This is a genomic window from Actinacidiphila cocklensis (genome assembly GCF_907177275.1).
Classification (GTDB): domain Bacteria; phylum Actinomycetota; class Actinomycetes; order Streptomycetales; family Streptomycetaceae; genus Actinacidiphila; species Actinacidiphila cocklensis.
In genome coordinates, this window is sequence record NZ_CAJSLV010000043.1 from 130,043 (window position 1) to 142,768 (window position 12,726).

Sequence of the window (12,726 nt, forward strand, 5' to 3'; positions counted from 1 at the left end):
GTGAAGCCGTCGAGGCCGAACGGCCGGCGCGGTGTGCGGACAGCGGCGTACCGCGCAGGAAACGGAACGGCAGGGTCCGCCCCTCTGAAGGGGGCGGACCCTGCCTCATGGGTACCGGCCGGCTGTCCTCGCGCAGAATCGCGGGACCCGCGGTCGCGGAGCGCTCAGGCGCAGGTGCCCGCCGGGCGGTCCCGGGTCACCAGGTCGGTGTCCGTGGTCGTGGTGTCCATCCACAGGACCCGGCTGCCGGTATCGGCCGCGGCGTTCGACTGCTGGCCGACACTGCAGGAGACACGGCCGAGCGGCGCTCCCTGCGGCGTGAACTGGTACAGCTTCGCCAGGGTGTCGTTGTAGTTGTCGAACACCTGGGAGAACGAGGGGTACACGGTCAGCGTGACCTCTGTGTCCGTAGCGGCCAGACCGTAGGCGCGGACCGGGTTCGGGCCCTTCTCCGGGATGAGGTCGGTGACGTGGGAGCCGTCGAAGTCCGCCCGGCGCAAGGTGGTGAAGTCGTCGTCGGTGTAGTCGGTGTCGATCAGCCAGTACACGCCGGTTGAAGTGGCCACCGGTGTGCTGATCCACTCCGGCGAGGAAGGCGCACCCAGGTCCGTGGTCGTGCCGCTCGCGATGTCGTATACCTCGACGACGGCGCCGTACTGCCCGTCGAAGAGTCCTTGGTGCACGTAGGCGATGCGCCCGTCCTTCAGGGCCGGCATGAGGGCCTCGTTGTAGTCACGGCCGAGCGGGACCACCTGCGGGGTGGCGCCGCCGGCCTTCAGGTACAGGACCTGCTGCAGTCCGGTCTGCGCGTTCCGCCGGGACCACGCGACCGTGTCACCCTCGACGCTGAGGCCGGTGACCTCCGTGGCGGTGCTGTAGAGCGTCGTAGGAGCCCCTCCGCTGACAGGTGCGGAGAGGATGTCGTACGTGTGCGAGTACGGGTCGTCCGGCGAGGGCGTGTCGACGGCAACCCACACCACGCGCTTGCCGTCGGTGACCGCGCTCATGTGGGTCCGGCCGTCGTTCGGGGAGACCTGCCGTGGCTTGACCTTGCCATCGACGCGGCCGACCCACACGGAGTACGGGGCGGTGCTGTCGGCGCTGGACTTGGGAACCGTCCACCAGCCGCCGCCGGTGCTGGGGGCGTTGCCGGTGCCGACGAACTGCGGCAAGGTCCCGAGCCGGCCGAGCAGCACCTTGCTGTCCACACCCAGACCCTTCTCCCAGCCCGGCACGATGCCGTGGGCTGCGAAAGCCCCCTTCACCGCGGCCAACCGGCTGCCGCGCACGCCCAGGGACTTCGCCGCCGCGATGACCGCGTCGCGGCCCTCGTCGAAGCCGTCCAGAGGGGTGATGTAGGAGGTCAGCGCCCGGTAGACGATCTGGTCGGCCGACTTGCCGCCGAGGCTCTCGCGGATGTCCCACAACGCGCCACTGAAGATTGTGGAGTTGAGATGCACGCCACCGTTGTCGTAGGACGACCCGAGGGGCATGCCGACAAGTTTCTTCATCGTGGCACCGTCGTTGAGGTCCCGGAAAGCGCAGTCCTTGGGTGCCAGGGTGCGGCACAGGTCGCCGCCGATGAGTCCGGCGTTCGGATCGGTCATCGGCGTGTGGTTGACGGTGATGTCGATGGCGTTGCCGAAATAGTCGGCCAGGGCCTCGTTCATGGCGCCCGACTGGCCCGCGTAGACAAGGTTCGCGGTGTTCTGGACCACGCCGTGGGTCATCTCGTGGCCCACCACGTCGAGGTCGGAGGCCAGTGAGCGGTACTCGGAGTCACCCGTGCCGTACACCATCTTGGTGCCGTCCCAGAAGGCGTTGACGAACGAGTTGCCGTAGTCCGTCACGCCGACCAGGGAGTTGATCGTCATACCCTGGCCGTCGAGACTGTTGCGGTGGAAGGTGTCGCGATAGAAGTCGTACACCTGCCCGGCCGCCCAGTGCGCGTCGACCGCACCGACCGAGGTCAGGTCCGGGCTGAGCTGAGGGGTGGGCGAGGAGTACGGCACGACGCCGTCCGGCCATACGCCTGAGGCATCCTGGTACGACACGCTGGTGGCGTCCCAGGTCTGGATCACGTTGTGCTGCTTGGTGTCGGCCATGTGCGCGGTGTCCCGCAACAGGTACGCCCCGGTGGAGGCGTCCTTCGTCAGGTACAGCGGCACGGTGGAGCCGTTGAGCAGGGTGCCGCTTCCGGTGAATCCCGCCGATCCGGGGTCGGGAGAGGAGACGGACGCGGAGCCGGACGGGGCCACTGAGCCGGACCGGCCGGTGGTGGCCGGCTTCGCCGCCGTGCCGCCCGGGTGGGCGCCGGGGGTTTGCCCCGGCGCGGCCAGGGTGGCCAGCCCGCCGGACTCGAACAGCGCCATCCCGGTCGCGGCGTCGACATACACCTCCTGCAGCACCGGCGCGCCCGTCATCGGGTCGGATCCGCTCACGGTGACATGACGGGCCAGGACACCGTTGTCGGTGGGCAGGATGGTCAGCCCGCGGTCGGTGCCCGACAGGGTGTCGCCGTTCTTCGCGTGGCTGGGGACGTAGCCGCCCCTGGCCAGCCCGTCCCGCACATTCCGCACCGCGTCGTCCACGGCGGTCGCGACGGGGAGAGTCGCCTTGCCGGTGTCGACATCGAGACTGGTGAAGTAGGCGCCGGATGTGCCGGTGACGGTCCGTTTGCCGTTCTTGTGCGTCATGCGCACCACGTACTGGGCGCCCAGGACCGGCACTCCGTGGTACTTCTGGTCGAGGCGCACCGTCTCGGCGCCGTCAGGGTCCGAGGTCACGCTGTCCGTGACCAGGTCCCGGTCCGAGGAGGGGATGTGATAACGGTCCTTGTGGCCCGCCAGATTGCTGCGGGCTGCGGTAGCGGCCGGCACAGAGGCGTCCACCACGTCGGACAGCCCGTCCACCAGGGTGGGAGCCTTGGCCGCCGGTTTCCCGGCTCCACTGCCCGCGGTCGATGACCCGGCCGCGTACGCCGGAGAGGACACACCGGTCAGTACGGCTATGACGGCGAGCAGGGCTATCGGACCGGGGTGCCCCGATCCCCGAACAAGTCGATGACGTATGTGTGATGACATGGACAAGTGCCTCCGACGGCCCGGCGCAGCCCGGGGCTTGGTAAAGGAACGTCAACTGTGCGGCTCACAGGCACGCCTGTGGCTCGTCCTGAACCTTCGCTGGCGCACGCACGCCATCACAAGAGAAGTCCTAGGGGAGTACGCGCAGTTGCGCAGGTGCGAACCCCGCGGGCTCGATCCGGACGCGCTGGGGAGCACGGTCGGCGCGGGCGTAGCCGTCGCCGAGGCAATCGAGAACACTCCCCGATGAGATCCTCGGGCTGCGGAGAGCCAATCCGGCTCGAAAACACGATTCGGGGCGTGACCTGCGAACTTCTCCGCCAGAGCAGAGCTCGGACGGCACCTGGGCGGCTGCGCTGCGCAGCCGTGCGGCCAAGGACGCGGAGGTGCTGGCGCTCCGGCACGAGAACGCGGTGTTGCGGCGTCAGGTCGCGCGGTCCGATACGTCCTCATCTTCATCGAGCACGGCACCAGACGCCTCCACCTCGCCGGCATCACCGCCGACCCCACCGTCCGCTGGACCACGCAGCAGCCAGGAACCTCGCCACGACACCGGGATGCCGGATGGACTCACTACGCTTCCTGCTCCGGGAGCGCGACTCGAAGTACACCAGGTTCCTTCGACGCCGTTGCTGGTGAGCGCGCACGACCGTGGAATCCGCCCCGATGCCCCAGTCGATCTCACCGGCGGCATCTGCTGCGGCCTGAACCTGCTGGAGTAGCCCACCATCACCGAGCCGGACACCCTGCAACCTGGGAGTGCTGACCGACGCTCCGTCGGGTCCTCCCCGCGGGGGGATGCTCCCTTCATCCGGATGAGGACGACGTTCGGTGCCGCGTCCGCCCCGGGGCCGGGGATGCTTCGTGCGCGGCCTGCGCCGTCGGGGACCCGGGCCGGTCCTCCCCGCACGATCGGGGCGCCCGACTACCCTCCGCGTCCACTAGGACACAAGTGGCGGACACGCATCCGCGGGCGTGGAATGGAGGTCGGGACGAACGGTGGAGGCGACGTGGGAGTTGTACCGCTGACCGAGATCCTGTCCGGCGCTTTCGAGGAGCGCTACGGCGTACCGGCAATCAACGTCTTCAACGACCTCACCATGGAGGCCGTGCTCGCGGCTGCGGTGGAGAGGTCCTCGCCGCTGATCGTGCAGACCTCCGTGAAAACGGTGAAGTCGATCGGCGGCGACGTGCTGTGGGCGATGTGGACCGCTATGACCGCCGGCATCGAGGTGCCGGTCACCCTGCACCTGGACCACTGCCCGGAGCGCGAGGTGATCAGTGAGTGCCTGCGACTGGGGTGGAACTCGGTGCTCTTCGACGCCTCCAAGCTGCCGGTCGAGGAGAACATGCGGCAGACCGTCGAGGTGGTCGCGGAGGCCCGTCGGTACGGGGCCGCCGTCGAGGGCGAGATCGAGTCCATCACCGGCGTGGAGGACGACATCGGCAGCGAAACCGCTGCGCAGCAGCAGGAACTGGCGGTCGCGCTGGAGTTCCTGCGGACCACGCACGTCGACGTCTTCGCGCCGGCCATCGGCAACGCCCACGGGTCGTACAAGCAGGCGCCGGTGCTCGACGCCCAGCGCGTGTCCGACCTGGTGGCGGCGCATCCGGTGCCGATCGCGCTGCACGGCGGCAGCGGACTGTCCGACGACCAGTTCCGCGACCTGATCTCCCGGGGGTGCGCGAAGGTCAACATCTCGACCGCGCTCAAGGAGACGTTCATGAAGTCCGGCCTGGCCTTCCTCGAATCGGCGGCGGAGCGGCAGAAGTGGGACCCGCCGTCCCTCTTCCGGTCCGTCCGCCAGGACGTCGTCGACATGACCGGCTCGCTGATGACGCTCTTCGGCAGCGCCGGCCGGGCGGGTTGAACCGTGCCCGTACTGGTGTTCGACTGCGACGGCGTGCTCGCCGACACCGAGCGCTACGGCCATCTGCCGGCGTTCAACCAGACGTTCGAGGAGTTCGGCCTGCCGGTCCGGTGGAGCGACGAGGAGTACGCGGAGAAGGTGAAGGTGGGCGGCGGCAAGGAGCGGATGCGGCGGTTGCTGACGCCGGAGTTCGTCGCCGCCGCCGGTCTGCCCGACGACCCGGAAGCGCTGGCCGAGCAGGTCGCCCGCTGGCACCGGCGCAAGACCGAGATCTACACCGCGATCATCCGCAGCGGGGCCATCCCGCCCCGGGACGGCGTGCGGCGGATCGCCGCGGCGGCGCGGCAGGCCGGGTGGACGCTCGCGGTCGCCTCCACCTCCGCGGAGGCGTCGGTGCGCAGCGTCCTCAACCTGGCCATGGGGCCCGAACTGGCCGCGGCCTTCAGCGTGTTCGCCGGTGACGTGGTCCCGCGCAAGAAGCCGGCCCCGGACATCTACGTCCACGCCGTCCAGCAGCTGGGCGTCGCCCCTGCGGACGCCGTCGCGATCGAGGACAGCCGCAACGGGATGCTGGCGGCGCTCGCCGCCGGGCTGACCTGCGCCGTCACCACCAGTGCCTACACCGGCGAGGAGGACTTCACCGGGGCGGCGCTGGTGGTCACGTCGCTGGGCGACCCGCCGCCGGAGGAGACCGTCACCCGCGTGCTGCGCGATCCGCTGGGCACGCACCCGGGCCCGTGGGTGGAGTTCGCGGACCTGGCCGCCCTGCTCACCGCCGGCGCCGATCCGTCGGCAGCCGATGCCGGCGGATCCGATCCGCCCGGCTCCGGTTCCCGCCGGAACTGACGCCGCGCCAGTCAGGAGAGCCAGCCATGCCATCGACGCCGACATCCGCAGCGGACCTCGCCTTCGTCGTCCGCACCATCGCGCAGACCGCAGTCGACAACGAGAAGGCGTTCGGGGACCTCGACGCCGTCGCGGGCGATGGCGACTTCGGCTTCTCGCTCGCCCGCGGCTTCGAGATCGTGCTCGCCGACTGGGACACCCTCGACGAGGGTTCGCCGGCCGATTTCCTCAAGAAGATCGCCCTGGTGATCTCCAAACGGGTGGGCGGGACCTCGGGCCCGCTGTGGGGCACCGCCTTCCTGCGCGCCGCGGCCGCCGTCAAGGACCGGCCGGAGCTGTCCGGTTCGGACACGGTGGCGATGCTGCGGGCCGCGGTCGAGGGGATCAAGGCGCGCGGCAAGTCCGATCTCGGCGACAAGACGCTGCTGGACGCGCTGATCCCGATGACCGATGCGCTGGAGCAGCGGCTGGCCGGCGGCGAGCCGGCCACGGCCGCACAGCTCGCGTCCCTCGCCGCGTCGACGGCACGCGCCGCGGCCGACGCGACAACACCCATGCAGGCACGACGCGGTCGGCAGAGCTACACCGGGGAGCGCAGTATCGGCTCGCCGGACCCGGGCGCGGTGGCCGTCGCGGTCATGGCGGAGCGCGTCGCCGCCGAGTGGGACGCGCGCGACTGACCGCGGGCGCCGGCACGGGCATCCGGCCCGGCGCCCCGCACCCGGCGGCTCGGACACGACCTTGAGGAGCGACAGTATGAAGAAGTTCGTCAACGACCCGAAGGACTACGTCTCGGAGATGCTGGAGGGTCTGGCCCTGGCCAACCCCGACACGCTGAAGTACGTCCCCGAGTACAACCTGATCATGCGTGCCGACGCCCCGCAGGAGAACAAGGTCTCCATCGTCCAGGGGTCCGGCTCCGGGCACGAGCCGGCACACGTCATGACTGTCGGCAAGGGGATGCTCGACGCCGCCTGTCCCGGCGACGTGTTCTCCGCGCCGCCGACCGACTTCGTGTACGAGACGGTGAAACTGGTCGCCTCCCCGAAGGGCGTCCTGCTGCTGGTCAACAACTACACCGGCGACCGGATGGCCTTCGAGATGGCGCAGGAGCTGTCGGAGGCCGAGGGGGTCGCCGTCCGCACCCTCTTCATCGACGACGATGTGGCCGTGCAGGACTCGACGTACACCGTCGGCCGCCGCGGCGTGGCCGGCAACTTCTTCGTCATGAAGGCCGTCGGCGCGGCCGCCGAGCGGGGCGCGGACCTCGACGAGGTGCACCGGATCGGCGAGAAGGTCAACTCCGTGACCCGCACCATGGGCATGGCGCTGACCGCCTGCACGCCGCCGGCAAAGGGCTCCCCGCTGTTCGACCTGCCGGACGACGCCGTCGAGATGGGCGTCGGCATCCACGGCGAGCCCGGCCGCAAGCGGGAGAAGCTCCAGCCGGCGGACGCGATGGTGGGCGAACTGGTCAGCGCGGTCGTGGACGACCTGCCGTACACCTCGGGCGACGGCGTCGCGTTGATGGTCAACGGCCTCGGCGGCACACCGATCGGCGAGCTCTACCTGGTCTACGGGCGGGCCCACAAGCAGCTGGTGGAGCGCGGCATCGAGATCCGCCGCAGTTACGTGGGCGAGTACTGCACCTCGCTCGACATGGCGGGCGCCTCCGTCACGCTGGTCCGGCTGGACGACGAGATCTCCGACCTGCTGGCCGACCCGGCCGAGATCCCGATCCGCGTGTTCTGACCGCCCGGCCGCGACACGCGGAGGCACACCCGGGCGGCCGTGACCGGCCGCCCGGCCAGGGCGACTCCGGCGGCCAGGTACGTCGCAGGCCCGAACCCTGCGTCGTGGACGCCGATCCCCGGCGGACTTATCAACGAGCACCAGATCGCCATCTGACAGCGCGACAAACCCGCAGCACCGCAGCGGAAATTCTATTTTTGAGCCCCACACAGGCAGGTGAGCAGGCCGAGCCGCCCGCTCGCGGGGAAGAAGATCCCTTGTCGCCGGGAGAACGGCGCCATAAGGTGTGGCCACGTTGATGTGATCATGTTCGGTTCCGCCGCATCGTTCAGGAGTGCACGTGCTCGCTGCCCACGGAGAGGCCATCCCCGCCCGCCCGCGCTGGAGGACCGCCCGGACCCGATACCTGGGCATCGCCGTGGCGGTCCTCGCGACCTCCCTGGCCCTGACGGCCGAGAGCCCCGCCGTGGCCGCGGGCACGGACGGCCTCGGCGCACCGGGCCAGGGCGACCCGTACTTCCCGCTCGCCGGGAACGGCGGCTATACCACCGCGCACTACGATCTGGACCTCGCCTACGACCCGGCCACCCGGCGGCTGGACGCCACCGAAGCCCTCACCGCCCGCGCCACCCAGCAGCTGACCAGGTTCGACCTCGACCTGTCCGGGCTGACAGTGCGCAGCGTACGGGTGAACGGACGGACGGCCCGGTGGACGCGTGCGGGACAGGAACTCGTCATCACCCCCCGCAAGTCGCTCCGGAAGGGGGAGAGCTTCCGCGTCGACCTCTCCTACGGCGGCGTGCCCGAGACCGTCACCGACCCGGACGGCTCCCCGGACGGCTGGATACCCACCGACGACGGGGCCTTCGTCGCGGGTGAGCCGCAGGGCGCCATGTCCTGGTTCGCCGCTGACAACGACCCGGTGGACAAGGCGTCGTACACCTTCGCGATCACCGTGCCGGCCGGATACACGGCGGTCGCCAACGGCGTGCTGACGTCGCAGCGGACCACGCGGGGCAAGACCACCTTCCGCTGGCGGCAGGCCGAGCCGATGGCCTCCTATCTCGCCACCGCCACGGTCGGGAAGTTCAACGTCCAGCGGTACACCACCGCCTCGGGCATCCCCGTCTACAACGCGGTGGATCCCCGCGAGGCGGCCGACGCCGCCCCGGCACTGGCCCAGATCCCGGCGATCCTCGACTGGGAGAGCAACCTCTTCGGCCGGTACCCCTTCTCTGCGGCCGGCGCGATCGTCGACCAGGCGCCGGACGTCGGCTACGCGCTGGAGACGCAGACCCGCCCGATCTACGACCGGGCGCCGGACGTCGGCACGGTCGTCCACGAGACCGCGCACCAGTGGTTCGGCGACTCCGTGAGCCTGACCAGCTGGCAGGACATCTGGCTCAACGAGGGCTTCGCCACCTACACGGAGTGGCTCTGGGAGGAGCAGCACGGCGGGCAGAGTACCCAGGCCACGTTCGACGGCTACTACGCCCGCCCGGCCACCAGCAGCCTGTGGGCCTTTCCGACCGGCGATCCCGGCGAGGGGGCGAACATCTTCGCCTCGCCCGTCTACACCCGTGGCGCGATGACCCTGCAGAAGCTGCGTACGGCCGTCGGCGACGCCCACTTCTTCAGCATCCTCAAGACCTGGGCCGGCAGCCACCGCTACGGCAACGGAACCACCGCTCAGTTCATCGCGCTCAGCGAGAAGGTGTCCGGCAGGAAGCTCGGCGACCTCTTCCACACCTGGCTCTACACCGCGGGCAAGCCCGCCCAGCCGTAGTCCGGGGCACTCCCCACGGCGCCGACGGGCGCACGAGCCGCAGCCGGCCCGACCGGCTGCGGCTCGCGTGCTTGCCACCCTGTCCCTGCCGAGAACCTCATCCATCCTGGTCAGGGCCGGTGCCCGTGAACTCCGCGCTGTCGCATCCCAGACTGGCCTGGCGCAACGCGTCCTTCGGGAGCCGGTGGAGCAGTGCTGGCAGGAACGCCCGATCACCCGCCGGCACGCCGCCCGGCCGCTCGGGTGTCAGGTGACCTGTCGGCAGGCGGCGGGCACGGCCGCTTTCACTGTCATTGGCTCCGCGTATGGTCTGCGCATGGTTGATCAGAGCCCCCCCTTGTCATCGGTATGCGATTTCGCGACCTGGGAGCCCGTGCTCCGGCTCATGCTGGCGGACGACGCAGAGCGGCGTGCAGCCCGGTCGGCCCGTGTGGCAGGACGCATCAGTCGATCCGGATGGAGCCTTGCCCATCCGGGACCCATGTCGTCGACAGCGCGGATCGCGGTGGAGAACATACAGAGGGCGCTCGGGCGCGGCGGAGTCCAGGAGATCGCATTCAGGGCGGAGGCCCAACCGGACGGACGGACCACGCTCGGTCTGGTCTGGCCGAGCCCGGTTGTGGAACCGGCTCACGGCTACCCGGACCTGGGGGTGCTCGTCCTGGCTGATGGCTCCCTTCCCGCACCCTGGCTCCGCCGCCCCGATCCGGTGCCCGGGGCGGTACCGGCACCATCGGTGGACCTGGAGTTGCTGGAGTGGACGCTCCGCGAACGGTTGCCCGACACCATCGGCGCGACGGAAGAGGAGATCGCTGCCGCCGAAGCGCGCCTCGGTGTCACCCTGTCCGATGAGCTCAAGGTGCTCTACCGGGTGACACGAGTGGACTGGGGCCACGACTTCGAGACGGCGAAACGCTTCGACGAGGCGGTCGGCTGCGAGATCTTCGGCTTGGAACACCTGTTCAGCATCGACGCGGCGCCCCGTTTCCCGGGCTGGGACCTCGGCGCGACGGATGCGATCTGCACCCTGCCCGACGCCGCAGTGCAGGGCCTGGGCGGCTCACCGGGCTGGATCGGCTTCGGCGGCAACGGCGGCGACGCGTTCGCAGTCGACCTGACCCCCGGCCCGCGCGGGCACTTCGGGCAGATCATCGTGGTCCATCGCGCGCAGAGCCTCGGTGCCGAGCTCGTGGCCGATTCCCTCACCGATTTCGTTCTGGGCCGGGTACAGGAGGAACGCCGCGACCGCCGCGGAGACGAGCTTCCGGCCGTGGCCAGGGTCGGCACCGGATACCTTGAGACGATCCAGGCCGCCGCCCATCCCGCCCTGGAAGTCCTGTCCCTCGGCGCCCGGGACGGCGCGCCGTTCAACCTCGCGCCTGTCGCCGGGCTGCCCCACCTGCGCACCCTCACCGCCATGCCCGGCACACTGGCCGACCCCCTGGAGGTCGCCGGGCTCACCGCACTGGAGTTCCTGGCCCTCGGCGTGCAGGAATGGCGTGTCCTCCTGAACGCCGGAGCCGTCCCGCGCACTCTGAAAGCCGCAGCCATCAAGGTGCGGCACCAGGACCACCTGCCCGTCGCGGCCATCGCCAACGAGATCCTGGCCCTTTGGGACCGGCCCCAGATCGTACAAACGCTCCTTGAGGGAGATCTCGGCCCCGCGGCCTACGGACTTTGAACTCGTGATGTCAGATGGTCCGTGCTGGTCTCCGGGCCGCGGACAGGTGCTGATCAGTCCAGCACCCGCACTACGTTCTGCGCGACTACGCCGCCGTGGCGGAATGCCTCCGCGGAAGCAGCCCCCAGCGCCCCTTCGTCCTGTGCCTCGTGCGCTGTGCCCACCCATTCGCATGCGCAGCGGGCTGCTCGGCGAGCTTGGTCAGGCTCCAGGTGGAGAACGCGGCGATCTTCCAGTCGGCGGGGGACGTCCGGGCAATCAGGCAGATGCTTTCGCGCACCTGATCACTGATCGTGCTGGGTCGTCCCCCGCTCCATTTTGGGTCCAGCGCGTCGAACCCCCGCTCGTTGAACGCGTGGATGACATCGCGTACATAGTCCTCGCTGACGTGCAGCAACGAGGTGATTCCCGCACCGCTTGGCACTGCGCGGGCATCAGCACGACGATCGCGCGCCGCAGCCTGAGGTGGCCATGCCCTCTTCGTCCGGCGCTTGGTTCTTAACTTTTGAGATCGTGAGCAACCCGTTCCTCGGGTTCTCCCAGACAATGCGGCCCTTGGGAGCCGTCGACGAGCTCGGGGCGGTACGGATCCTCTTGAGTCGACGTCTCACGGCTCGGGTGATTTCAGTGAGGTCCGCGGCGCCGAGGTTGCCGATCTCGCCTTTGACCAGCGACCAGATGCCCTCCTGCGGCTTGAGGTCGGGGTCCCCCGCTGATCGGCCCACCCGTGGGCCGGCGGACCGCGCTCCAACTCCCGCTCCAGTCTGGCGATCTGGCCCTCGCTGAGCCGGGACCGCCCCGGAGAGCCCTTCGATAACACCCCCGCCCGGCCGCACTCGCACCAGGCCCGACGCCACCGCTCCACCGACCGCTCGCTCACCCGCAGCGCTGCAGCGACCTCCCCGTTCCTCTGCCCGGCCTCGAAGCGCTCCACCGTCTGTAGCCGTAACCGCCCCCGATTGCCCCTGTGCACGTGGGTCAGACCACCGCCCTGTGCGTACCTCATATCCCCAGAGCTACCGGCGCCAGCCTGCGGCTGTCAGACGAACGGCCCCGGCATCACCCAATCAAGTGCGGTAGCGGGCAGCACTGAGTGACCCTCTGTTGCCTCGGCACGGAAAGTGATCCAGAACCACATTCACGGAACGTTGACAGGTGCCATCGAGTGGCTGTCGTCTCCTTGGCCAGGTTCTGGATGTCGCCTATTTGGCCGGGTTTTCTTCGGGGTGGGGGTTGAGGGGGCCGCCTTGGCGCAGGACGGCGTAGCCGACGCCGATGCCGGCTGCCACCGGCCATTCCAGGATGCCGGCGATGCCCAGGGCGCCGAGGCCGACGTACAGAGGAAGTCCGCCGGCGGAGGGGAGGATCCGCTGGGCCGCGGTGACCGGCAGGGTGACGACTTTGCCGACGGCGCTGGCGGCGCTGTCGACGGGGATGGTGATGGTCACGTCGTGCTGGTGCTGGCCGGCACTGGAGGCCTTGCTCCGCGTCTTGGTGGTCCGGGTCGCCGTGGTGCCGGAAGCCCGGCTGCGTCCCGCGCCGCTTTTGGGTGCCGCCGCCGTCTTCTTGGTGGCTCGCTTCGTCGCCTGGCGGCTGCTGCGCTGCGCTGCGGGTGTCATGGGCCTGCCCTTCTGCCGACTCCGTGGATCCCTCCCCCGGGGGTGTTATCCACTCATTATCTGACTTTGTTGCCTAATGTTCTCTTTG

At 69.8% G+C, this 12,726-nt stretch carries 9 protein-coding genes and 2 pseudogenes; 7 read left to right on the top strand and 4 right to left on the bottom strand.

The genetic code is table 11. The features are described 5' to 3' along the window. Window positions 1–164: 164 nt before the first annotated feature. On the bottom strand, window positions 165–2,993 hold the full coding sequence (locus NFU81_RS07355) for a M4 family metallopeptidase (protein WP_251486255.1): 2,829 nt from the start codon (window positions 2,991–2,993) through the stop codon (window positions 165–167). 532 nt (window positions 2,994–3,525) lie between these two features. On the opposite strand from NFU81_RS07355, the pseudogene NFU81_RS07360 reads away from it, so the two are divergent. From NFU81_RS07360 to NFU81_RS07390, 7 genes and pseudogenes are all read left to right on the top strand, one after another. Continuing rightward, window positions 3,526–3,714: pseudogene (locus tag NFU81_RS07360) on the top strand (integrase core domain-containing protein); the annotation flags it as partial. Between the two features lie 379 nt (window positions 3,715–4,093). After that, on the top strand, window positions 4,094–4,954 hold the full coding sequence (locus tag NFU81_RS07365) for a class II fructose-bisphosphate aldolase (RefSeq protein ID WP_251486256.1): 861 nt from the start codon (window positions 4,094–4,096) through the stop codon (window positions 4,952–4,954). A gap of 3 nt (window positions 4,955–4,957) precedes the next feature. After that, entirely contained in the window at window positions 4,958–5,800 is an 843-nt protein-coding gene (locus NFU81_RS07370) for an HAD-IA family hydrolase (protein ID WP_251486258.1), read from the top strand. Window positions 5,801–5,826: 26 nt separating this feature from the next. After that, window positions 5,827–6,480 (top strand): dihydroxyacetone kinase subunit DhaL, encoded by a 654-nt coding sequence (gene dhaL, locus NFU81_RS07375; RefSeq protein WP_251486260.1) that lies wholly within the window; start codon window positions 5,827–5,829, stop codon window positions 6,478–6,480. A 76-nt stretch (window positions 6,481–6,556) separates the two neighbouring features. After that, on the top strand, window positions 6,557–7,552 hold the full coding sequence (gene dhaK / locus NFU81_RS07380) for a dihydroxyacetone kinase subunit DhaK (protein ID WP_251486263.1): 996 nt from the start codon (window positions 6,557–6,559) through the stop codon (window positions 7,550–7,552). A gap of 439 nt (window positions 7,553–7,991) precedes the next feature. After that, entirely contained in the window at window positions 7,992–9,338 is a 1,347-nt protein-coding gene (locus NFU81_RS07385; protein WP_251486402.1) for a M1 family metallopeptidase, read from the top strand. Window positions 9,339–9,654: 316 nt separating this feature from the next. Continuing rightward, complete coding sequence (locus NFU81_RS07390) at window positions 9,655–11,019, top strand: SMI1/KNR4 family protein (protein ID WP_251486266.1); 1,365 nt, start codon at window positions 9,655–9,657, stop codon at window positions 11,017–11,019. 85 nt (window positions 11,020–11,104) lie between these two features. Here NFU81_RS07390 and NFU81_RS07395 read toward each other — a convergent pair whose 3' ends face one another. From NFU81_RS07395 to NFU81_RS07405, 3 genes and pseudogenes are all read right to left on the bottom strand, one after another. Next, a complete protein-coding gene (locus tag NFU81_RS07395; RefSeq protein WP_251486269.1) occupies window positions 11,105–11,416 on the bottom strand; it encodes a helix-turn-helix domain-containing protein in 312 nt (103 codons plus the stop codon). A gap of 306 nt (window positions 11,417–11,722) precedes the next feature. Beyond that, a pseudogene (locus NFU81_RS07400) lies at window positions 11,723–12,025 on the bottom strand (helix-turn-helix domain-containing protein); the annotation flags it as partial. A 196-nt stretch (window positions 12,026–12,221) separates the two neighbouring features. Beyond that, window positions 12,222–12,638 (bottom strand): hypothetical protein, encoded by a 417-nt coding sequence (locus NFU81_RS07405; protein WP_251486275.1) that lies wholly within the window; start codon window positions 12,636–12,638, stop codon window positions 12,222–12,224. Window positions 12,639–12,726: the final 88 nt, after the last annotated feature.

What these genes read in the sequence shown, in the direction of transcription:
- dhaL (WP_251486260.1), top strand. Translation starts at nt 5,827, where the DNA reads ATGCCATCGACGCCGACATCCGCAGCGGACCTCGCCTTCGTCGTCCGC.
- NFU81_RS07390 (WP_251486266.1), top strand. Translation starts at nt 9,655, where the DNA reads ATGGTTGATCAGAGCCCCCCCTTGTCATCGGTATGCGATTTCGCGACC.
- dhaK (WP_251486263.1), top strand. Translation starts at nt 6,557, where the DNA reads ATGAAGAAGTTCGTCAACGACCCGAAGGACTACGTCTCGGAGATGCTG.
- NFU81_RS07405 (WP_251486275.1), bottom strand. Translation starts at nt 12,638, where the DNA reads ATGACACCCGCAGCGCAGCGCAGCAGCCGCCAGGCGACGAAGCGAGCC.